Origin of the sequence: Streptomyces sp. NPDC048197, from assembly GCF_043202395.1 — a bacterium.
GTDB classification, from domain to species: Bacteria; Actinomycetota; Actinomycetes; order Streptomycetales; family Streptomycetaceae; genus Streptomyces; species Streptomyces siderophoricus.
In genome coordinates this window covers 1-20,071 of the sequence record NZ_JBIDAJ010000035.1, presented here as the reverse complement: position 1 = coordinate 20,071, position 20,071 = coordinate 1, and the positions used below count along the sequence as shown (strand labels likewise).

Sequence of the window (20,071 nt, the reverse complement as noted above, 5' to 3'; positions counted from 1 at the left end):
TCGGGCCTCGTTGAGCCAAGCTGAGCTCTGCGGGACTAGTTGGCCAGTGCGAGTGGGTGCGAGCTGGGTGTGGGTCAAGCTGAATTGGGCGGGGTGGGCGGCGGCCAGGGCACGTCTGGGCGCGTCTGGCTGCGGCGGGCCGAGTTGGGGGGTCGGGGATGTGGGCGGAGGAGTGGCCGGGTGGGTGGGGGAGTGTCAGGGGGATGGGAGGGGTGGGGGCGGGGGCAAGGAAGGGGCGACAGTCGATGGGCGGCGAATTGGGGGAGCAGGTCGTGAAGGCGGCTGAGGTGGGTGGGGCGGCGCGGGTGCAGACGCCGTTCGATGTGAGTGAGCGGCGGGCCTGGGCGGGGAGCGTGGCTGCCTACGAGGCAGGGTTCGGCAGGCTGTGCGCGTATCCGGTGCCCGCGTTGCTTGATGCTGCTGGGGTGGGGCAGGGCATGCGGGTGCTCGACGTGGGGACGGGCCCGGGGTTGGTCGCTGCGGCGGCGGGTGCGCGGGGTGTGCAGGTGGTGGCGGTGGATGCCGAACCCGGGATGGCTAAGCGTGCCGCTCAAGGCGTTCCGGATGCTGCCGTATACATTGCAGCGTTGCCTCAACTGCCCTTCATGCGCAATCAGTTCGATGCGGTGATAGGCAACTTCGTGCTCAATCATGTGGGGCGGCCGCGGGTGGCGCTTGCGGAGCTGCGTCGGGTGACCCGGCCGGGCGGCCGAATCGCGCTCACGGTCTGGGCCGTGCCCGCGGCGTCCGGGCAGGCACTGCTCGGACGGGCCGCGGCGGCGGCCGGAGTGCCCCGGCCGGCCGATGTGCCCGCGCTCGCGCCGGAGGACGACTTTCCGCGTACGGAGGAGGGGCTTACGGCGCTGTTGAACGAGGCAGGGCTGACCGAGGCGGGGTGCCGTTCGCTGGCCTGGGATCACCACACGACGGTGGAGGAGTGGTGGCAGGGACCGGCGGCGGGGGTGGCCACGATTGGGCGGGTCGTTACCAGTCAGGGGGTGGAGGGGGTCGAGCGGGTTCGGCGGCACTTCGCCCTGTTGGCGGAGGAGTTCACGGACGGGGACGGTGGCCTGGTGCTGCCGCATCGGGCGTTGCTGGCGTATGGGCGGGTGCGCCAGGCGTCGTGAGGTTCCCATGTGGGGGCACGGTGGCCGGCTCGTAACGGTGCCCTGAGTGCGGCGTGGCGATCAGAGGCGAGCCGGCAACGGCACGTAGGCAAGGCGAGCGGATAAGGGCCGGCGTCGGTGGGGCGTACCAGCTGACGCGGCTTGGGTGCGACCGGGTGACCGTGCCTACGGGGTTGAATGTCCGTTCTGGAAAGGCGGCTTCGGGTCGGCCTGTGCTGAGGCTCGCCGTCTCGTCCCGGCCTTCCGGGAGGCTGGAGCGAGGCGGCGGCTCAGCGGCGGGTTCGCCCTCACCCGCTACGAGATACCACTGGTCGGCCCCTTTCGGGTGGTGGCCGGTCTGTGGGGCGTCGACGCCAGCTTGGTCACGAACGCCGACGGCGTCGGCTGGCAGGTGACGGAGCAGGTGTTCCAGTAGCTGCTTGGTAGCGGCGCCCCTGCGGTCGTGGACCCGGACCGGCTGGCGCCGGGGCGATTCGACGACTGGGACGCTCCCAAGGGGCACGAGACCGCTCCTCCCTCCTGTCGCGCAATCTACGACGCCCACTGCGCCGCAAGCCGCAAGCCGCAAGCCGCAAGCCGCAAGCCGCAAGAGTGGGGTGCGCGGGAGATGTGGAAGGGGTGGAGGGGTGGATGTCCTAGTTGCTGGTGGGGGTGGGGAGGGTGGTCAGGAAGGTGGAGAGGGCGGCGTTGAAGTCGTCTTCCCGTTCCAGGTTCGGCATGTGGGCTGCCTCGGGGATGATTGCCAGGGTGCTGTCGGGGATGCGCTGGTGCAGGTCGCGGGCGTCGCTCACGGGGGTGTAGACGTCCTCGGTGCCGACGACCACCAGTGCCGGTACGGACATCCGCGTGAGCAGCTCCCGGTAGTCGGGGCGCTCGGCGCGGCCGCGCAGGGCGGCCGCCGCGCCCTCGGGTGGGGTGCCGGTCATCATGCCCAGGACGTGTGCGGCGACCTCCGGCCGGGATTCGATCGTGCTCGGTGCAATCATCTTGTCGAGCACCTCCTGTGCGTAGCCGGCCATCCCCTCGCGCAGCAGGCGCTCGGCCATCGCCCGGCGGCCTGCCTTGCCCTCGTCGGTCTCGGGCGCCGCGAAGGTGTCGGCGAGCACCACACCGCGGATCCGCTCGGGGAAGAGGCGGTAGCACTCCATGACGATCTGGCCGCCCATGGAAAGCCCGCCCAGTACGCAGCGCTCGATGCCCAGGTGGTCGAGCAGCCCGGCGATGTCGCGGGCGAAGGTCTCCAGCGGGGTAATGCCCGGAACGACCGAACTCTCGCCGTAGCCCCGCAGGTCAGGGGCGATCACCCGGCGGCCGGCCCGGCTGAAGTGGGCGATCTGCGGACGCCACATGGAGCGGTCGAAGGGGTGCCCGTGGATGAGCACCAGCGGCTCGCTGCCGCCGCTCTCGTTCGGGTGGCCCTCCTCCTGGGGGCGCGCATCCTCGTAGCCGCCCGCATCCTCGTAGCCGACGGTGATTTCGCCTATGACGACCGATCCCATGCTGGACATCCCCTCCACGTTCAATGTGACGCGCTCGATGCTATGAGGTGCAATTGCTCGGCGCAATAGAAATAATGTGCTCGGTGCAATGTAGGCTGTTGCGTGCTGTGTGGGCCGTGCTGTGTGGGCCGTGCTGTGTGGTCTGTGCTGTGTCGGTGGCGCGATGTTGTCGTGGCAGGGCGGGGGGCGGCGCGGCGAGGGTGGGCGGGTGTGCCGGGGGCCTGGGAGTGGGGCCGAAGCCTGGGACCAGGGGGAACGGAAGACGGGAAGACCAGGAGCGGGGAAGGTGAGGATGGACGACTATCGAGTGCTGGCCGATGGGTTGGCGGCGGACATTGCGGCGGGGCGGCTGCGGCCGGGGGAACGGTTGCCGCCGTTGCGGCGGTTCGCCCGGGATCGGCGGATCGCCAGTTCCACCGCGGCCCGGGTGTACCGCGAACTGGGCCGACGCGGCCTGACCGTCGGGGAGGTCGGCCGCGGCACCTATGTCCGTAGCGCCGCACCGCGCGCCGAAGCCGCACTGGCCGAGCCGGCGGAGGCCCGGATCGACCTGGAACTCAACTTCCCGGTGCTGCCCGAGCATCCCGCGCTGCTCGCCAAGAGCCTCGAACGCCTGGTGCGTCCCGACGCCCTGGCCGCCGCGCTCCGCCCGGTGGGCCCGGCCGGTACGGCCGCGGCGCGGCAGGCCGCCGCCGCTCATCTCGTGCGGACCGACTGGGCCCCGGATCCCGGCCAGTTGCTCTTCGCGGGCAACGGGCGGCAGGCGGTGGCCGCCGCGATGGCCGCGCTGGTGCCGGCCGGCGAAGGGCTGGGCGTCGAAGCGCTGACGTATCCCGTGGTCAAGGGCATCGCGGCCCGGCTGGGCGTCACCCTCGTCCCGCTCGCCATGGACGAGCACGGTCTGACGCCCGAAGCGGTCCGGGCCGCCGCCCCGCTGCGCGCCGTCTACCTCCAGCCGGCGCTGCACAACCCGCTCGGCATCACGATGCCCGACCCACGGCGACGCGAACTGGTCGATGTCGCCCGGCAGTTGGATCTGCGGATCGTTGAGGATGCGATCTACGGGTTTCTGCGCCCCGACCTTCCGCCGCTGGCGGCTCTGGCGCCCGAGCGCACCGTGGTGATCGACAGCCTGTCCAAGCGGCTGGCGCCCGGCCTGTCCCTCGGCTTCCTCACGGCGCCCGAGGGCCTCACCCGCGAACTGGCGGCGGCCCTCCGCTCGGGGGCCTGGGCCGCGTCCCGCTTTGCGCTGGAGGCAGCCACCGGCTGGATGGCCGACGGCACGGCGGCGGCCTTGGAGGAGGCAAAGCGCGCCGATGCGGCCGAGCGTCAGGGCATCGTCGCCGAGCGGCTGGACGGCTTCCGTATCCGGGCCGATCCGCAGGCGTACCACTGCTGGTGGGACCTGCCGGAGCCGTGGCGGGCCGACACCTTCGTCGCGGCTGCCGCGCGTCGCGGGATCGCCGTCACCCCGGCCGGAGCGTTCGCCGTCGGCACGGGGCACGCCCCCAACGCCGTACGCCTGGCGCTCGCCTCGCCGTCGCTCGACGCCCTGGCCGAGGCGCTCGACGTCTTGGCCGGGCTGGCCCGGGGCGTACCGGAGGACAGCGGTCCGGCGGAGTGAGCGGGCGGTCGGGGCGGCCGGGATGGTCAGGATAGGTGGGACGGGTGGGGCGGTCCCGCGGTGGGACGGCCGGGGCGGCCGGGATGATCACAACGGCCAGGATGGATGGGGGCCGGGGACGGGTGGGGCAGCCGGGGGGGCGATCGGAACGGTCGCCGGGTGCAGCCCCGACACCTCGGCGAGGTGTCACGACCCTCGGCGTAAGTGTCGCTCCGCCCCGCCCCGCCCCGTCAGCTCAGGTGCCGCCCGCCCCGTTGGCTCCGGTGTCGCCCGACCTTCCGCTCAGGTGCCGTTCATCGCCCTCGGCTCACGTACCGCTCATCTCTCGGCTCACGTACCGCTCATCATGTCCCCGAGACCGGTGCGCAGATCGTCGGCGTTCATCACGGGCTGGAGCGAGACCTTCGCGTTCAGGTCCATGAAGAACGATTCGAGCACCGGCGGCATCTGGGAGGACTGCTGCATGTCGAAATAGAAGAAGCAGGTGCGCTCGCCGTCTTCGAGGGCGAAGTACGCCGCCTCCGGCTGCAGGGCGGCGTACGCCGCATCCATGATCTTCAACAGGGTGCCGTTCCTGAGTACCGCGTTGCCCGCGTCGGTCGGTATCCGGGCCTTCAGGACCATCCTCATCGGACTCACTCCTCGGCTGACTGTGGAGTCCCGTCTGTCCCTGTGTCTCTGCCTGGGCATCTCTGCCTGGGGCATCTCTGTTTCAGCGTCTCACGGCACTGCGTGGCACGGCGCGGCGGCCGGGTCGCGGGCGCGGCGGTCGGGCCGGGCGGCAGGCCCCGTGGTCAGTGCAGTGGCTCGGGGCGGCCGGTGGGCGGCACTTCCTCGGCCGGTGGCACCGGGCCCGGCGGCGTGCCGTCGCCGAACGGCCGGCCGCCCAACTCCTCGCGGTGGTGCGGGGTCAGCCAGCCGGACAGGTCCGGCCCGACCGGGACCAGGCCGGCCGGATTGATGCCCGTGTGGACCCGGTAGTAGTGCTGCTTGATGTGGTGGAAGTCGACGGTGTCGCCGAAGCCCGGGGTCTGGAAGAGGTCCTTGGCGTACGCCCACAGCACCGGGTCCTCGGCCAGCTTGAACCCGTTGCACTTGAAGTGGCCGTGGTAGACGGCATCGAAGCGGACCAGCGTGGTGAACAGCCGGATGTCGGCCTCGGTGATCGTGTCGCCCACGAGGTAGCGGCGGTCCGAAAGCCGCTCGGACAGCAGGCCCAGACGCCGGAAGAGATCGTGGAAGGCGGACTCGTACTCGCTCTGCCCGGTGGCGAATCCGGCCCGGTACACCCCGTTGTTGACGTCGCGGTAGACGCCCGCCATGACCACGTCGATCTCCTCGCGCAACGGCTCCGGATACAGGTCGGGCGCGCCGGGCCGGTGCAGTGCCGTCCATTCCGTGGCGAAGTCCAGGGTGATCTGCTGGAAGTCGTTGGTGACCAGCCGGCCGCTCGGGATGTCCACGACGGCGGGCACGCTGACCCCGCCGGGGTAGTCCTTCTCGCGGGCGTCGTACGCCTCGCTGAGGTACCGGATGCCCAGCACGGGATCGCGGCCGTCCGGGTCCAGGGTGAAGCGCCAGCTGCGGTCGTCCTGGATGGGGTCGGCGATGGCGAGCGAGAGCGCGTCCTCCAGCCCGAGCAGCCGGCGGGAGACCACGGCGCGGCTCGCCCACGGGCAGGCGCGGCTGACCACCAGGCGGTAGCGGCCGGCCTCGACCGGCCACCCGTCGCGGCCGTCCGCCGTGACGCGGTCGGCGAAGTGGCTCTTGGACCGCTTGAAGGGCTTGCTGCCGTACGCGGCATTGCCGTCACTCTTGCCGTTGCCGTTGCCGTTGCCGCTCGCGTTGTCACTTCCCTTGTCGTTGCCGGGCATGGTCGGCTCCTTCCGTCTGCGGTGGCGCGGACCCCCAGGCCAATTGCGTGCCCCTCGTGTTCTCCATCGTGTGCCCTCCGGGCCCGGACCTCATGGCGGGGGCGACCGCAAACCGTGCGGCTTATGGCAGGTCGGGTGTCTTGCGGTGGAATTCCTCCGGAATGCGGGATGGAATGTGAGAGAGGTGTCCCAAGGGACCTGTTCAGCACCCCGGAGCACTGCCTACCATCGCCCGATGATCAAGAAAGCATTCAGCGTCGCCCTGGTGGGCGCCGCATTCCTGGCACCGTCCGCGACCGCCGGCGCGGCGCAGGGCTGGCAGCGCGTCGGGGACGGCATCACGGCCGGTCTCAGCGGCATCGTGGTCGACGGCCGGCACGGCGACACGGTGGACACCCTCGCCGTCCGCGACAACAAGAAGCCCGGTGAGAACCGCCTGGTTGCGGTCGCCTACCGCCCCGGCGCCGCACCCCGGGTGACCCCCGTGACCTGGCGCGGCACCCTGCCCGTCGACCTGGAGGCGATCGACGCCGTACCGGGTCGGGCCCATGAGTACGTGGCCCTGGCGAGCGACGGAACGGCGTACCGCATCCGTCGCGAGAACACCACCGTCCGGGTACTGCGCACCTTCCGGCTGCCCGGTGTTTCGCCGGACGGGAACTACGAAGGATTTGCGCTGGCCGCCGTCGGGCACGGGAAAATAGCCGCGGTCTGGGCGGACCGGGGAAGCAGTGATCACCCCGGGAAGCTCACCGCGGCGGAATGGAACCCGGACACCAATGCATTCGGTGCCCGGGATTCGGCGAAATTCCGGGCACCGTATCCGAAGAAGGACGTCCGGCAGATCTCCGACGTGAAGCTCTCCGCCGAGGGTGCGCTCACCGTGTCGTCCACCTCGGATCCGGGCGACGACGGGCCGTTCGACTCCGCGCTCTACGCCGCCGGGCACCTCTCCGTCGGCAAGCACGGCGCCGTCCGGCTGAAGGTGTCCGACACGCCGAAGCGGCTCGCCACCTTCTCCGGGCACAAGATTGAGGCGCTGGCCTGTCTGCCGAAGTCCCACCAGGGCGTCCTCGGCTCGGACGACGAGAACGCCGGCGGCTCGATCACCGAGGCGGCCTTCTGCCACCCGTGACGAGCTCCTTCCGCCACGCGTGACGGGCTCCTTCTGTCGTCCGTGACGGGCTGAGGTTCCGCCGCCCGTAACGGCGGGCACCATGGGGCAGCCGTCCCTGCCCCTACTCCCCCCGGCCCCGGTACCCCACTACTCCCCCCGGCCCCGGCACCCCCGTCCCCCTACACCCTCATCCCCATCCCCATCCCCCACGCCCTCCCCCCACCTCACCCCAAGTGCGTCAAGTCCGGCCGCAGTCGGTGCCAGATCGGGTGGCGTAGCCGGCCGGCCGAGGTCCAGCCGCTGAAGGCGATCTCGGCGACGAGCCGGGGCTCGGCCCAGTGGGCGCCCGACGCGTCCACCGGGTTGACGAACGGGGAGCGGTCGAGCGGGATCACCCCCAGGTACTGCGCCAGTTCGTGGCGCTCCCGGTCGGACAGCCCCGAGCCGACCGAACCGACGTACCGCAGCCCGGACGGTTCCGCCACCCCCGCGAGTACGGACCCGGGCAGTCCGGCCAGCGTGCCGTGGCCCTCCAGCCAGCCGCCGATGACCACGTCGAGGGTCTCCAGGTGCTTGGTCTTGCGCCACTCGGGTGACCGGACCCCGGGCAGGTACGCCGAGGTGAGCCGCTTGGCCACCACGCCTTCGAGGCCGCCCTGCAGCGAGGCCTCCCAGGCCTGCTGACCGTGGCCCTCCACGAAGCCGGGCACCGACCAGTTGGGGCCGCGCAGTCCCAGCCCGGCCAGTGCGGTGCGGCGCTCGAAGTACGGCGCGCCCAGCAGCGATCCCTCCAGATACATGAGGTCGAAGAGGACCAGGTGGACCGGGTGCTCCATGGCCAGCCGGGCGGTGCGGCGCGGATTGACCACGCCCATCCGGCGCTGCAGCAGCCCGAAGTCCGGCCGGCCGCGCGCATCGAGGACCACGACCTCACCGTCGAGCACCGCGATCCGGCCCCGCAGCTGCTCCCCGAGCGGCGCCAGCTCCGGGTACGTCGTGGTGGCGTCGTTGCCCGCCCGGGTGACCAGTCGGATCGTGCCGTCGCCCGGGGTGTTGATGATGCACCGCGCGCCGTCCCATTTGGCCTCGAACGCCCAGGCCGCCTCCTCGTGCGGGGCGGGCAGCGGCCCGATCGTGGCCAGCATGGGCTCGATCACGGGGTACGGGGCCGGGCCGCGCCCGGTGGTGGGGGCCATGGTTCGATCATCGGCCGCCGGGCGGGGGTTCGCAGATCGACGCCGGGCGGGCCGGCGGGGCCCTGCGGCCGCCGGCCGGATCAGCTGTCGGGCCGGCGGAAGACCAGTAGGTAGCGCCAGAGGAGCAGCCGTCGGATGCGGGCCCCGGGGAGCAGCTCCGCGGCCTGCTGACGGATGCGGGGGAGCGGCACGGTCGGTGGGGCGGTCGGCGCCCGTACCGGATCCGCGGCACCGGACGGCCGGAGCGCCTCCGCCGCGCCCACGGCGAGCCGGGCGGCGGCGTTGACCGGAGCGGCGGCCAGACTCCAGGCGTAGTCGGCCGGGGACCGCTCCGGATAGCAGCCGAGGACGGCCAGCACGCCACCGGGCGCGAGCGCCGCCCGCAGGGTGCTCACCGTCTCGAAGGGCATGTGGTGCAGGCTCGCCAGGCAGGAGATGAAGTCGTAGTGGCCGGGCGGGAGTTGGAGCCGGGCGGCGTCCGCCTGCTGGTAGCGCACCGGCGGTCCACCGGGCGTTCCCGCGGTCGCGGCGCGGGCCCGGGTGAGTGTTTCGGCCGACGGGTCGACCGCATGGACGTCGATGCCCCGCGCGGCCAGCCGCCGCGCGAACCGCCCGGTGCCGCACCCCACGTCGAGGGCCGTACGGCAGCGCGGGGGCAGCTGCCGGAGCAGCAGGCGGTGGTAGTGGTCGTTGTGATCGAACGGCATGGGGTGACTGTAGGGGTGTCCTGGGGCGCAGGTGCTGCCCCGCGGCGTGGACGCCCCGGCCCCTGCCGGCCCCCGCGTCGTTCCCTAAGATCGTTTGCGGTATGCCGAGAGGCGCGGGCCGAGCGGGCGACGGAAGCGACGGAGGGGTGTCGATGAGCCGGGGAGTGCTGGTCACAGGGGCCTCGCGGGGGATCGGGCGGGCGGTTGCCGAACGGTTCGCCGCGGGCGGGGACCGGGTCGCGCTGCATTACGCGTCCCGGCGGGAGGCGGCGGAGGAGGCCTTCGCCGGGCTCGCGGGGAGCGGGCATGTGCTGGTGCACGGGGACGTGAGCACGCCGGAGGGGGCCGAGGCGGTGGTCGTGGCCGCCGTGCAGGGGCTGGGCGGCGTCGACGTCCTGGTCAACAACGCCGCGGCGAACGAGGCGCATCCGCTGGACCGCACCTCGTTCGAGGACTGGCAGCGGGCCTGGCGGCGGATCGTGGACGTCAATCTGCTCGGCGCGGCGCATGTGAGCTACTGCGCGGCGCGGAACATGATCGAGCGCGAGGTGGAGGGCCGGATCGTCAACGTCGGCTCGCGCGGCGCGTACCGCGGCGAGCCGGACCATCCGGCGTACGGCGCGACGAAGGCGGCGCTGCATGCGATGGGCCAGTCGCTGGCGGTGCACCTCGCGCCGTACGGGATCGCGGTGGCGTCGGTGGCGCCGGGGTTCGTGACCACCGAGCGGGTCGCGGACCGGCTGACGGAGGAGGTGCGGCAGCAGAGCCCGTTCGGGCGGGTGGCCGCGCCGCTGGACGTGGCGTCGGCCGTCCACTACCTCGCCTCACCGGAGGCGGTCTGGTCCTCGGGGGCGGTGCTGGACGTGAACGGTGCCTCGCACCTGAGGTGAGCCCGGGACGCCCAGGAAAGGGGAAGCCCCGGCCGAACGGGGGAATTCGGCCGGGGCAGCTTGGGAGAGGGCGCTCGGCGCCGCTTCCAATTGAACGATAAACCATAGGGGTGAGCAATGCGCTGGGGAGTGACCGTTCTCACCCATTGGTACCCGTTTGTGATTGTTCGGTGACAAGGCCGATGCCGGCCGCTGATCGCCGCCCCTCACCGGCTGCGGTGCGCGCCTGTGTCCGCGCGGCTCACGGTTCGATGCGGGCCGGCCGGTAGCCGTCGTCCATCAGGCGCGGCAGATACCGGTCCAGCGCGTCGACGGTCTGGCCGCGCTCGCCGCCGCCGTCGTGCGAGAGCACGATCGCGCCCGGGCGCATCTCCGCCATGACCGCGTCGACGATGCTGCCCACCCCCGGGGCCGTCCAGTCCTGCGAGTCGATCGCCCAGCCGACCGGCGACATGCCCAGCTCGTTGCAGATGCTCAGCGACGGATCGTCCCAGGCGCCGTACGGGGCCCGGGCCAGGCTCGGGGCGGTGCCCAGGACGTCGTCGATCAGGCTGCTGGTGCGGCCGAGTTCGCTGCGTACCGCGCCCGGCGGCAGCCGGGTGAGCTGCGGATGGGTCCAGGTGTGGTTGCCGACGGCGTGGCCGTCGTCGGCGATGTCCTGCAGCAGCTCCGGGAAGGCGCCGGCGTTCTCCCCGATGACGAAGAAGGTCGCCCGGGCCTCGTTGCGGCGCAGGATCCGCAGGATCTCCGGGGTGTAGTGGGGGTGCGGCCCGTCGTCGAAGGTCAGGAAGACCTCCCGGCGGTCGGTGCCGAGCGTGAAGGCGACGTCCGGGTGCGGCGGGGACGCCCCCGGCCCGGAGAGCGAGGTCTCGCCGGCCATGGGGCGGAGCCGGTACGCCTCCGAGGTGCTCGCGGGGCGGCGGGCGGCGTCGTGGGGCGGCGGCCGGTGCCGGTCCGGCCGGCCGCCGGCTGCCCCCGGCGTGCCGTCCGCGGACGGGAAGAAGAAGCGGCCGGCGGAGAGTGCGCCCACCGCGAGCGCGGCCTGCAGCAACCTCCGCCTCGTGTGGGGGTGATCGTCCGATGGCATCCTCCAGGTGCTCTCACGCGGGTTTCCGCGCGGGCGGGAGCGACACCGGGGGCGGCGGGTTCGGTACCCGATCGGCTGGCCGGGGCGGGCTATTCGTCCCGCGGACGCACGGGCACGGAGCCGCTTGCCCAGGGGCGCCGCGGGACCCCCGAAGCAGGGCGCCCGGCCATTCTACGGGCTGACCGCCAGCACGATGTACGCGGCCAGCAGGGTGAGGTGGACGCCGCCCTGCAGCGGGGTGGCGCGACCCGGGATGACCGTCAGGGTGCCCACGATCACGGTCAGCGCGAGCAGCACCATGTGGCTGGCGCCCAGGCCCAGGACCAGCGGCACCGGCAGCCAGACCGTGGCCAGTGCGACCACGGGGATGGTCAGGCCGATGCTGGCCATCGCCGAGCCGAGACCGAGGTTCAGACTCGTCTGCACCCGGTCGCGGTGGGCCGCGCGGACCGCCGCGATGGTCTCCGGCAGCAGCACCAGCAGCGCGATCACGATGCCCACGACCGACGACGGCAGCCCGGCCGCGGCCACCCCGGACTCGATGGCCGGCGAGACGCCCTTGGCCATCCCGACCACCGCGATCAGTGCCAGCGCCAGCAGGCCCAGACTGGCCAGCGCGGCCCGCGCGGTCGGCGGGTCGGCGTGGTCCGCGGTGTCGATCACCTCGCCGGACGGGGTCACCGGCAGGAAGTAGTCCCGGTGCCGGACCGTCTGGGTGGCCACGAACAACCCGTAGAGGACCAGCGCGGCCAGCGCCGCGAAGACCAGCTGCGGGGTGGAGAACCGCGGGCCGGGCGCGGTCGTGGTGAACGTCGGCAGCACCAGGCTCAGCCCGGCCACCGTCGCGACCGTCGCCAGCGCGGCCCCGGTCCCCTCGGCGTTGAAGACGGCCACCCTGCGCCGGAGCGAACCGACCAGCAGGCTCAGCCCGACGATGCCGTTGCAGGTGATCATCACCGCCGCGAAGACCGTGTCCCGGGCCAGCGCGGCGCTCTTCTCCCCACCGTCCACCATCAACGTGACGATCAGCGCCACCTCGATGACGGTCACCGCGACCGCCAGCACCAGCGACCCGAACGGCTCGCCCACCCGGTGCGCGATCACCTCCGCATGGTGCACCGCGGACAGCACCGCCGCGGCCAGGAAGTACGACACCAGACCCACCAGCGGGGGCGGCAGCGACCGCCCCCACGTCAGGCCGAGCAGCACCACCGCCAGCACCGGCACCACCGTCGTCCAGTGCAGGAAGGGCGAACGGAGAAGTGCGATCATGCCGACGAGCTTCGCAGACCGACCGGACATATCCCGGCAAAAGCACCGCGCTCCGGCCGCCCGCCGTACCGTGCTCAGACCGCCGCCCGATGCCCCTTCGGCTCCGCCGGCGCGGTCGCGGCCTTGGTGACGTCCGCGACCAGCTCGACCACGTCCGGCCCGTACGCCTGCGAGTTGACCACCTTCAGCAGCAGGCAGAACTGACCGTCGGCACCGTGCCGGCGGGCCAGCCGGGCCCGGTTGCGGACGAGATGGCGCACCGCGGCCCGGTGGGTGACCGGACGCTGCCCGGCCGCCAGGAACACCGGACGGCCGCCCTCACCCGCCGTCAGCCGGGCCAGCAGCACATACTCCACCACCCCCGGCTCCACCCGGTACGCCGTACCGCCGATGGTGAAGGTGCCCCGGCCGGCCCCGGACTCGTCGCCCGGATGCACCGCGACCCCCGGCAGCAGACTGGCCACATGGGCCGCCAGCCGGCGGTGCGCGGTGGGATCGCCGACACAGAACTCGGTGCGCGCCCCGAACCCCTGGAGCCCGGTGTCGTGCGGGGCCACCTCCGGGTGCGCACCGCAGTTCTCGATCACTGCGGCCAGCCCCAGCAGCGCCAGCGCGTCATGGCGCGGGATGGACCAGTGCGGCGAGGAGCTGTCGCGGTGCGTGACCAGTACGCACTCCGAACCGCCCGGCAGCCCGAAGAAGCTCTGTTCGCGGGCCAGCTTCCGGCGGGCCACGGCCGTTTGGCCCGCCCAGCCCGCCACCAGCCCCACGACGAGGGCCGCGGCCGCCACGGTCAGGAGCAGCAGGGTGTCATCCATGGCCGGGGAGCGTAGCGGCTGCCCGGCTGTGCGTTCGAGGGCGGGGCGCCGGACGGCCGCGGAAACGGCGCCGTCGGCCCGTCGTGCGCCGCCGCCCGCGATGTCCGCCGGATGTCCGGAACGTCACGTCACCGCCCTCCCGCGGCCGCTGTGTGCCGTCCGTGTGTCGTCGATGTACCGTCCCGCGCGGCGTCGTTGATGGGCGCGGCGGCGCCGATTAGCCTCCTGGGACCGTTCGTTCGAATGAGCGGTCCCAGGGAGGGCACGCAGCGTGAGCGTTGACGAGAGCCAGGACAGTGCGACCGGAGCCCCGGACCGGCACACCGGGACCGCGGCCGGGGAACTGGAGGGACTCGCCGAGCAGTCCCGGGCGCTGGCCGACGGCAGCGTGACCTCCACCGCGCTGGTCCGGCGCTCCCTGGAGCGCATCGAGGCCACCCAGGGCACCGTCAACGCCTTCCGGCGGGTACGCGCCGAGGCCGCGCTCACGGAGGCCGCCGAGGCCGACCGCAGACTCGCCGCCGGGGAGCGGCTGCCGCTGCTCGGCGTGCCGGTCGCCGTCAAGGACGACACCGACGTGGCGGGCGAGCCCACCGCCTTCGGCTGCGCCGGTGAATTCCCGCCCAAGGAACGCGACTCGGAGGTGGTCCGGCGGCTGCGCGCGGCCGGCGCGATCATCGTCGGCAAGACCAACGCCTGCGAACTGGGGCAGTGGCCGTTCACCGAGGGACCGGCCTTCGGCAACACCTGCAACCCCTGGAACCTCGCGCACACCCCGGGCGGATCCTCCGGAGGCTCGGCCGCCGCGGTCGCCGCCGGCCTGGTGGCGGCCGCACTCGGCACCGACGGCGCCGGCTCGGTACGGATCCCCGCCGCCTGGTCCCACCTCGTCGGCATCAAACCCCAGCGCGGCCGCATCTCCACCTGGCCGGACCCCGAGGCGTTCCAGGGGATCACCGGCATCGGCCCGCTCGCCCGTACGGTCGAGGACGCGGCGCTGCTGCTGGACGTGGCCGCCGGCAACCACGCCGGCGACCTGCACCGCCCGCCCGCCATCGCGGCCCACGAAGCTGTCCGCCGCGACCCGGGCCGGCTGCGGATCGCGCTGTCCTGGAAGGCGGCCACCACCTTCACCCGCAAGCCGCTGCACCCCGACGTCCGGGCGGCGGTCACCGACGTGGCCCGCGCCCTGGCCCGGCTCGGCCACTTCGTCGAGGAGGCCGAACCGGACTACGGGCTGGTGGGCCTGGCCTTCGTCCCGCGGGCCACGGTCGGCGTGGGGGAGTGGGCCGCCCGGGTCCCCGACCGCTCCCTGCTGGACCGCCGCACGCGCGGGTCGGCGCGGCTGGGCCGGCTGCTGAGCGGGCCCGTACTGCGCCGCGCCCGGGCCGCCGAGCGACGCCAACAGCAGCGCATCGGCGCCCTGTTCGGCCCCTACGACGTGCTGCTGACACCCACCACGGCCACCCCGCCGCCACGCATCGGCACCCTCGCCAAGATGAGCGGCTGGCGCACGGATCAGGCCATGATCGCGGCCTGCCCGTACGCCTGGCCGTGGAACGTCCTCGGCTGGCCGGGCATGAGCGTCCCGGCCGGGTTCAGCGCGGACGGCCTGCCGCTGGGCGCCCAGCTCCTCGGCCCGGCCCACGGCGAGCCGCGCCTGATCTCGCTGGCCGCCCAGCTCGAAGCCGAACTGCGCTGGTACGAGCACCGGCCGCCGGACCGTCCGGGCCGGATCGACGGCACGGTGGTCAGCCGAGGAGCGTGAGCACCGCCTCCGTGGTGCCGGTCTCGCCCAGCCGCGGGAAGACCTTCTCCAGGCTGTTGCGGTGCGCCGCCTCGTCCAGGTCCGCCATGGCGTCCGTGACGAGGGTGACGTGGTAGCCGTGCTCGTGCGCGGCGCGGGCGGTGGACTCCACGCCGATGCTGGTGGCGATGCCGGCCAGCACGATCTGGGTCACCTCGCGCTCACGCAGCTCCCGGTCCAGCCCGGTGCCGTGGAAGGCGCCCCACCGCTGCTTGCTGACGGTGAGGTCGCCGGGCTGCCGGTCCAGTTCGGGCACCAGCTCCGCCCAGTCGGCCGGCGGCGTGCCGCCACCTGAGGGGAACTCCGTACGGCCGGGCGCGCCACCGGTGACGTTCACCAGGACGACCGGCAGGTCCCGGGCGCGGAACGCGGCGGCCAGCCGGGCGGCCCGCCCGACGACATCGGCGGCGGGCACCGGCACGGTGGGCAGCCCGGTGATCCCCTTCTGCAGGTCGATCAGGACCAGGGCGGTCTTCGGGTCGAGAGTGGTGACGGGCATGACGCTCCTTGTGCGGGGAGGGATCGAGGACATCGATGAGGTTGATGTGGCGCCGGTGAGGCGCGTGACCGGTGGCCGGATTCAGCCGTCGGCCGGGGAGGCACCGCGGCGCAGCGACCGGTCCGCGACGGTCAGAACGATCAGCAACAGACCCAGGACCACGCCGATCAGCGCCATCCGGTGCAGCCCGGGATCCGCGGCCCGCTGTCCGTAGAGCAGCCCGATCAGACCGGCGGCGGTGATCGCGCCGAGGTACTGGGCGGTGCGCTGCAGCCCGGCCGCCGCGCCCACGCCGTCGGCCGGGGCCTGGGCGTAGACCGCCGCCTGATTGCCGGTCGAGACCAGGCCCTGCGGGATCCCGAACAGCGCCCCCGCGCACAGCAGCACCGGCAGCGGGCTGGTCCCGTGCAGCAGCAGGAAGACCGCGCTGCCGGCGGTGAGACAGCCCGCGGCGACGGTCAGCGGCGCGCGGATGCCCTTCGTCCGGGCCCCCACGACCGCGCAGACCGCGGCCGCGCCGGACATCGGCAGCAGGACCAGCCCGGCGTGGAAGGACGAGTAGCCGTGCGCCTCCTCCAGCCACTGGCTGAAGCCGTAGAGCACGCAGTAGACGACCAGGTACGTCAGGCCCTGCCGCAGATACGTCAGCACCAGCGCGCGGTTGCGAGCCAGCATCCGCAGATCGATGAACGGCTCCGGGTGGCGCAGCTGCCACCACACCAGGGCGGCGCCCAGCGCGGCGGTCGGCGCCAGCAGCAGCCACTGAGGGTCCCGCAGCCGCAGCAGGAAGAACATCGCGCAGGTCAGCGCGGTGGCGAACAGCCCGATGCCCAGCGGATCGAGCGAACCGGCGCCGGACCCGGCACTCCCGGCAGCGGTGCTCCGTTCGCCGCTGCCGCCCCGTTCCTCGCCCCGTGCACCACCCCGCCGGCCGTCCGCCGGCAGCCAGGCCAGCGCCCCCGCCCCGGCCAGCAGCGCCAGCGGGACGTTGACCGCGAACACCGCGCGCCAGCCCGCCGTGGCGACCAGCAGCCCGCCGAGCGTGGGCCCGACCGCCGCACTGCCCAGCGCGGCCAGCGACAGCCGGCCCAGGACGTACCGGGGCGTGGGCCGGCCCAGCCGGCGGGACTCGGCGCGCAGCAGGGCCATCGCGGCGGGATAGGCCGCCGCGGTACCGATGCCGAGCACGGCCCGCGAAACGACCAGCAGGGTGAAGCCGGTCGCCAGCGCCCCGATGAGCCCCGCCGCGCAGACGGCCAGCATCCCGCCGAGGAACACCCGGCGCGGGCCGATCCGGTCGGCCAGCCGCCCCAGGCAGGGCTGGCCGACCGCACTGGAGAGGTAGAGCGCGGAGACGAGCCAGGCGGTCTCCGCGGCACCGACGTGGAAATCCTGGCCGATGGCCACCAACGACGTGGCGATCATCGTCGAATTGACGGGGTTGAGCAGCGAGCCGAGCAGCAGCGGCGTCATCAGTCGGGCGCCGAAGGCCCGCTCGTCGGGACGCGCGGGCCCGTCGGAGCGGCCCGGCGCGGCCGCCGAGCGGGCGCCGGCCCCTTCCCCGGCGGCGGAGTCGCTCATGGCTGCGTCAGCCGGCGTATCAGCCCGGTCGCCTCGGTCAGGGTCTGCTGCTCCTCGGGGGTCAGCCGGTCGGCGATGGCCACGGCGAGCCAGTTGTGCTTGGCCCGGCGCACCGCGTCGATCAGCCGGCGGCCCTCCTCGGTGAGCGAGAAGACCACCTGGCGGCCGTCCGTCGGATGCGGGCTGCGGGCGAGGATCCCCCGCTCCTCCAGCGCGCCGACGGTCAGCCGCATCGACTGCGGCCGGACCAGCTCGGCGCGGGCCAGCGCCGCGATCGTGGCCGGACCGTCGGTCTCGATCCGGGAGAGCACCGCCCGCTGGGACGGGGTGAACTCGCCGTCCGACGACGCGATCCGCAGATGTCGCATCAGCTGGGAGAGAGTCGCCCGCAGGTCCGTCGCGAGCCGTTCCTGTTCCTTGTCCGGCATGCCTCCACCGTAAGAGGTCGACAGGTAAACTTGCAAGATTGCCTGTCAAAATCGACGATCCGCCGCGGACGCGCCACGCTGGAGATGGTCTTGCCAGCGCCCATGGCGGGGCCTACGGTCACCTCCACACGCGTAGATCCCGCGTGGGCTGCAGGCTGACTTAGGACAAGGGAGCAGCTCATGGCCGATGTTGTCCGTGCCGCACTGGTCCAGGCGACCTGGACCGGCGACACCGAATCGATGATCGCGAAGCACGAGGAACACGCCAGGGCGGCGGCCGCGCAGGGCGCGAAGGTGATCGGCTTCCAGGAGGTCTTCAACGCTCCGTACTTCTGCCAGGTCCAGGAACCGGAGCACTACCGCTGGGCCGAGCCGGTGCCCGACGGCCCGACCGTACGGCGCATGCGGGACCTCGCCCGCGAAACCGGCATGGTCATCGTCGTCCCGGTCTTCGAGGTCGAACAGTCCGGCTTCTACTACAACACCGCGGCCGTCATCGACGCCGACGGCACGTTCCTGGGCAGCTACCGCAAGCACCACATCCCGCAGGTCAAGGGCTTCTGGGAGAAGTACTACTTCAAACCGGGCAACGCCGGCTGGCCGGTCTTCGACACCGCCGTGGGCAAGGTCGGCGTCTACATCTGCTACGACCGCCACTTCCCGGAGGGCTGGCGGCAGTTGGGCCTGAACGGCGCCCAGCTGGTCTACAACCCCTCCGCCACCTCCCGCGGCCTGTCCGCCTACCTGTGGAAGCTGGAGCAGCCCGCCGCGGCCGTCGCCAACGAGTACTTCGTCGCGGCGATCAACCGGGTCGGCGTCGAGGAGTACGGCGACAACGACTTCTACGGCACCAGCTACTTCGTCGACCCCCGCGGCCGGTTCGTCGGCGAGGTCGCCAGCGACTCCAAGGAGGAACTGGTCGTCCGCGACCTGGACTTCGCCCTGATCGACGAGGTCCGCCAGCAGTGGGCGTTCTACCGCGACCGCCGCCCCGACGCGTACGAGGGGCTGGTGCAGCCGTGACCCACCACCCCCATGACGCGGCGGAGCTGCACGCCCGCCACCGGGCCGTGCTGCCCTCCTGGCTCAGCCTCTACTACGAGCGGCCCCTCGAGCTCACCCACGGCGAGGGCCGGTACGTCTGGGACGCCGAGGGCAACCGCTACCTCGACTTCTTCGGCGGCATCCTCACCACCATGACGGCCCATGCGCTGCCCGAGGTCACCAAGGCCGTCAGCGAACAGGCCGGCCGCATCATCCACACCTCGACGCTCTACCTCTCCCGGCCGATGATCGAGCTGGCGGAGCGGATCGCGGCGCTCTCCGGCATCCCCGACGCCCGGGTCTTCTTCACCACCTCGGGAACCGAGGCCAACGACGCCGCCCTCCTGCTGGCCACCAACCACCGCCGCTCCAACCAGATCCTGGCGATGCGCAACAGCTACCACGGCCGGTCCTTCTCGACCGTCGGCGTCACCGGGAACACCAGCTGGTCACCGACCAGCCTCTCGCCCCTCCAGACGCTCTACGTCCACGGCGGGGTGCGCAGCCGCGGCCCGTACGCCGGCCTGGACGACCGGGCGTACATCGCGGCCTGCGTCGCCGACCTGGAGGACATGCTCCAGCAGACGGCCGGCGGCGTCGCCGCGCTGATCGCCGAACCGGTCCAGGGCGTCGGCGGCTTCACCCTGCCGCCGGACGGCCTCTACGCCGCCTTCCGCGAGGTCCTGGACCGGCACGGCATCCTCTGGATCAGCGACGAGGTGCAGACCGGCTGGGGCCGCACCGGCGACCACTTCTGGGGCTGGCAGGCCCACGCGGACAACGGCCCGCCGGACCTGCTCACGTTCGCCAAGGGCATCGGCAACGGCATGTCCATCGGCGGAGTGGTGGCCCGCGCCGAGGTCATGAACGCGCTGCCCGCCAACTCCATCTCCACCTTCGGCGGCAGCCCCGTCACGATGGCCGCCGGCCTGGCCAACCTCACCTACCTCCTCGAACACGACCTTCAGGGCAACGCCCGACGGGTCGGCGGCCTACTCATCGAGCGCCTACGGGCGGTCGCGGCCGGCCTCGACGTGGTACGCGAGGTACGCGGCCGGGGCCTCATGATCGGCATCGAACTGGTCCGCCCCGGCACGGACGTCCCCTCCCCGGAAGCCGCCACCCAGGTCCTGGAGGCCGCCCGCGAACGCGGCCTCCTCATCGGCAAGGGCGGCCAGGGCGGCGCGGCGCTACGGATCGCTCCACCGATGACGCTGACGGTGGCCGAGGCGGAGGAAGGAGCGGAAGCCCTCGCGGCGGCGCTACGGGCTGTTTGATTCCCACGTACCTGGCCGTCCCGCCGTCGGGGTTGCTCGCCGTTGCGCTTTGCGGCGCCCCCGTACGCACCTGTCTTTCCCGCCGCGGGCTTGTTCGCCGTTGCGCCTGCGGCGGGCTGGGTGGGTGTCGGGTGCGGTGACGGGCCTCCGGGGCCGGTGTTTGGGACTGCTGTCGCTTTACGTCCCAAACACCGGCCCCTCCGGCCCGTCCCCTCCCGTTGGGG

At 72.9% G+C, this 20,071-nt stretch carries 18 protein-coding genes; 7 read left to right on the top strand and 11 right to left on the bottom strand.

Annotated elements, in window-relative coordinates:
* Window positions 1-245: 245 nt before the first annotated feature.
* A complete protein-coding gene (locus ACGF4C_RS32040; RefSeq protein WP_393571018.1) occupies window positions 246-1,127 on the top strand; it encodes a class I SAM-dependent methyltransferase in 882 nt (293 codons plus the stop codon).
* A 635-nt stretch (window positions 1,128-1,762) separates the two neighbouring features.
* Here ACGF4C_RS32040 and ACGF4C_RS32035 read toward each other — a convergent pair.
* Window positions 1,763-2,626 (bottom strand): alpha/beta fold hydrolase, encoded by an 864-nt coding sequence (locus ACGF4C_RS32035; RefSeq protein WP_393571103.1) that lies wholly within the window; start codon window positions 2,624-2,626, stop codon window positions 1,763-1,765.
* 292 nt (window positions 2,627-2,918) lie between these two features.
* Here ACGF4C_RS32035 and ACGF4C_RS32030 point away from each other — a divergent pair, with 292 nt between their 5' ends.
* Window positions 2,919-4,250: a PLP-dependent aminotransferase family protein gene (locus ACGF4C_RS32030; protein ID WP_393571016.1), complete on the top strand. Its 1,332-nt coding sequence runs from the start codon at window positions 2,919-2,921 to the stop codon at window positions 4,248-4,250.
* 330 nt (window positions 4,251-4,580) lie between these two features.
* Here the strand turns inward: ACGF4C_RS32030 and ACGF4C_RS32025 are convergent, their stop codons facing one another.
* Together ACGF4C_RS32025 and ACGF4C_RS32020 are read right to left on the bottom strand one after the other, a co-directional pair.
* Entirely contained in the window at window positions 4,581-4,880 is a 300-nt protein-coding gene (locus ACGF4C_RS32025) for a hypothetical protein (protein WP_393571014.1), read from the bottom strand.
* A 164-nt stretch (window positions 4,881-5,044) separates the two neighbouring features.
* Window positions 5,045-6,124 (bottom strand): glutathione S-transferase family protein, encoded by a 1,080-nt coding sequence (locus tag ACGF4C_RS32020; RefSeq protein WP_393571012.1) that lies wholly within the window; start codon window positions 6,122-6,124, stop codon window positions 5,045-5,047.
* A gap of 235 nt (window positions 6,125-6,359) precedes the next feature.
* Here ACGF4C_RS32020 and ACGF4C_RS32015 point away from each other — a divergent pair, with 235 nt between their 5' ends.
* Window positions 6,360-7,259 (top strand): hypothetical protein, encoded by a 900-nt coding sequence (locus ACGF4C_RS32015; protein WP_393571010.1) that lies wholly within the window; start codon window positions 6,360-6,362, stop codon window positions 7,257-7,259.
* 206 nt (window positions 7,260-7,465) lie between these two features.
* Here the strand turns inward: ACGF4C_RS32015 and ligD are convergent, their stop codons facing one another.
* Both ligD and ACGF4C_RS32005 read right to left on the bottom strand, forming a co-directional pair.
* Window positions 7,466-8,437: a non-homologous end-joining DNA ligase gene (gene ligD / locus ACGF4C_RS32010; RefSeq protein WP_393571008.1), complete on the bottom strand. Its 972-nt coding sequence runs from the start codon at window positions 8,435-8,437 to the stop codon at window positions 7,466-7,468.
* 80 nt (window positions 8,438-8,517) lie between these two features.
* Complete coding sequence (locus ACGF4C_RS32005; RefSeq protein WP_393571006.1) at window positions 8,518-9,144, bottom strand: class I SAM-dependent methyltransferase; 627 nt, start codon at window positions 9,142-9,144, stop codon at window positions 8,518-8,520.
* Window positions 9,145-9,296: 152 nt separating this feature from the next.
* Between ACGF4C_RS32005 and ACGF4C_RS32000 the strand changes: the two genes are divergently transcribed.
* Window positions 9,297-10,034, top strand: coding sequence for an SDR family NAD(P)-dependent oxidoreductase (locus tag ACGF4C_RS32000; protein WP_393571004.1), 738 nt, complete (start codon window positions 9,297-9,299; stop codon window positions 10,032-10,034).
* A gap of 241 nt (window positions 10,035-10,275) precedes the next feature.
* Here the strand turns inward: ACGF4C_RS32000 and ACGF4C_RS31995 are convergent, their stop codons facing one another.
* From ACGF4C_RS31995 to ACGF4C_RS31985, 3 genes are all read right to left on the bottom strand, one after another.
* Window positions 10,276-11,085, bottom strand: coding sequence for a polysaccharide deacetylase family protein (locus ACGF4C_RS31995; protein ID WP_393571002.1), 810 nt, complete (start codon window positions 11,083-11,085; stop codon window positions 10,276-10,278).
* A gap of 207 nt (window positions 11,086-11,292) precedes the next feature.
* Window positions 11,293-12,393: a calcium:proton antiporter gene (locus ACGF4C_RS31990; protein WP_393571000.1), complete on the bottom strand. Its 1,101-nt coding sequence runs from the start codon at window positions 12,391-12,393 to the stop codon at window positions 11,293-11,295.
* Window positions 12,394-12,467: 74 nt separating this feature from the next.
* Window positions 12,468-13,211 carry a hypothetical protein gene (locus tag ACGF4C_RS31985; protein ID WP_393570998.1) on the bottom strand — a complete coding sequence of 248 codons (744 nt, stop codon included), beginning with the start codon at window positions 13,209-13,211 and terminating at the stop codon, window positions 12,468-12,470.
* A 271-nt stretch (window positions 13,212-13,482) separates the two neighbouring features.
* Here ACGF4C_RS31985 and ACGF4C_RS31980 point away from each other — a divergent pair, with 271 nt between their 5' ends.
* A complete protein-coding gene (locus ACGF4C_RS31980; RefSeq protein WP_393570996.1) occupies window positions 13,483-14,979 on the top strand; it encodes an amidase in 1,497 nt (498 codons plus the stop codon).
* Here ACGF4C_RS31980 and ACGF4C_RS31975 read toward each other — a convergent pair.
* From ACGF4C_RS31975 to ACGF4C_RS31965, 3 genes are all read right to left on the bottom strand, one after another.
* A complete protein-coding gene (locus tag ACGF4C_RS31975) occupies window positions 14,963-15,517 on the bottom strand; it encodes an isochorismatase family protein (protein WP_393570994.1) in 555 nt (184 codons plus the stop codon). The two genes, ACGF4C_RS31980 and ACGF4C_RS31975, sit on opposite strands and share 17 nt — an antisense overlap.
* 81 nt (window positions 15,518-15,598) lie before the next feature.
* The gene (locus tag ACGF4C_RS31970; protein WP_393570992.1) at window positions 15,599-17,098 is read right to left on the bottom strand and encodes an MFS transporter; all 1,500 of its coding nucleotides are present in this window, start codon (window positions 17,096-17,098) and stop codon (window positions 15,599-15,601) included.
* A complete protein-coding gene (locus ACGF4C_RS31965; RefSeq protein WP_030417026.1) occupies window positions 17,095-17,526 on the bottom strand; it encodes a MarR family winged helix-turn-helix transcriptional regulator in 432 nt (143 codons plus the stop codon). The genes ACGF4C_RS31970 and ACGF4C_RS31965 overlap by 4 nt, the downstream gene beginning before the upstream one ends.
* Before the next feature lie 180 nt (window positions 17,527-17,706).
* On the opposite strand from ACGF4C_RS31965, the gene ACGF4C_RS31960 reads away from it, so the two are divergent.
* Both ACGF4C_RS31960 and ACGF4C_RS31955 read left to right on the top strand, forming a co-directional pair.
* Window positions 17,707-18,549 (top strand): nitrilase-related carbon-nitrogen hydrolase, encoded by an 843-nt coding sequence (locus tag ACGF4C_RS31960; protein WP_393570989.1) that lies wholly within the window; start codon window positions 17,707-17,709, stop codon window positions 18,547-18,549.
* The gene (locus ACGF4C_RS31955; protein WP_393570988.1) at window positions 18,546-19,847 is read left to right on the top strand and encodes an aspartate aminotransferase family protein; all 1,302 of its coding nucleotides are present in this window, start codon (window positions 18,546-18,548) and stop codon (window positions 19,845-19,847) included. Before ACGF4C_RS31960 ends, ACGF4C_RS31955 begins: the two co-directional genes overlap by 4 nt.
* Window positions 19,848-20,071 lie beyond the last annotated feature (224 nt).

What these genes read in the sequence shown, in the direction of transcription:
- ACGF4C_RS32040 (WP_393571018.1), top strand. Translation starts at nt 246, where the DNA reads ATGGGCGGCGAATTGGGGGAGCAGGTCGTGAAGGCGGCTGAGGTGGGT.
- ACGF4C_RS32035 (WP_393571103.1), bottom strand. Translation starts at nt 2,626, where the DNA reads ATGGGATCGGTCGTCATAGGCGAAATCACCGTCGGCTACGAGGATGCG.
- ACGF4C_RS32030 (WP_393571016.1), top strand. Translation starts at nt 2,919, where the DNA reads ATGGACGACTATCGAGTGCTGGCCGATGGGTTGGCGGCGGACATTGCG.
- ACGF4C_RS32025 (WP_393571014.1), bottom strand. Translation starts at nt 4,880, where the DNA reads ATGAGGATGGTCCTGAAGGCCCGGATACCGACCGACGCGGGCAACGCG.
- ACGF4C_RS32020 (WP_393571012.1), bottom strand. Translation starts at nt 6,124, where the DNA reads ATGCCCGGCAACGACAAGGGAAGTGACAACGCGAGCGGCAACGGCAAC.
- ACGF4C_RS32015 (WP_393571010.1), top strand. Translation starts at nt 6,360, where the DNA reads ATGATCAAGAAAGCATTCAGCGTCGCCCTGGTGGGCGCCGCATTCCTG.
- ligD (WP_393571008.1), bottom strand. Translation starts at nt 8,437, where the DNA reads ATGGCCCCCACCACCGGGCGCGGCCCGGCCCCGTACCCCGTGATCGAG.
- ACGF4C_RS32005 (WP_393571006.1), bottom strand. Translation starts at nt 9,144, where the DNA reads ATGCCGTTCGATCACAACGACCACTACCACCGCCTGCTGCTCCGGCAG.
- ACGF4C_RS32000 (WP_393571004.1), top strand. Translation starts at nt 9,297, where the DNA reads ATGAGCCGGGGAGTGCTGGTCACAGGGGCCTCGCGGGGGATCGGGCGG.
- ACGF4C_RS31990 (WP_393571000.1), bottom strand. Translation starts at nt 12,393, where the DNA reads ATGATCGCACTTCTCCGTTCGCCCTTCCTGCACTGGACGACGGTGGTG.
- ACGF4C_RS31985 (WP_393570998.1), bottom strand. Translation starts at nt 13,211, where the DNA reads ATGGATGACACCCTGCTGCTCCTGACCGTGGCGGCCGCGGCCCTCGTC.
- ACGF4C_RS31975 (WP_393570994.1), bottom strand. Translation starts at nt 15,517, where the DNA reads ATGCCCGTCACCACTCTCGACCCGAAGACCGCCCTGGTCCTGATCGAC.
- ACGF4C_RS31970 (WP_393570992.1), bottom strand. Translation starts at nt 17,098, where the DNA reads ATGAGCGACTCCGCCGCCGGGGAAGGGGCCGGCGCCCGCTCGGCGGCC.
- ACGF4C_RS31965 (WP_030417026.1), bottom strand. Translation starts at nt 17,526, where the DNA reads ATGCCGGACAAGGAACAGGAACGGCTCGCGACGGACCTGCGGGCGACT.
- ACGF4C_RS31960 (WP_393570989.1), top strand. Translation starts at nt 17,707, where the DNA reads ATGGCCGATGTTGTCCGTGCCGCACTGGTCCAGGCGACCTGGACCGGC.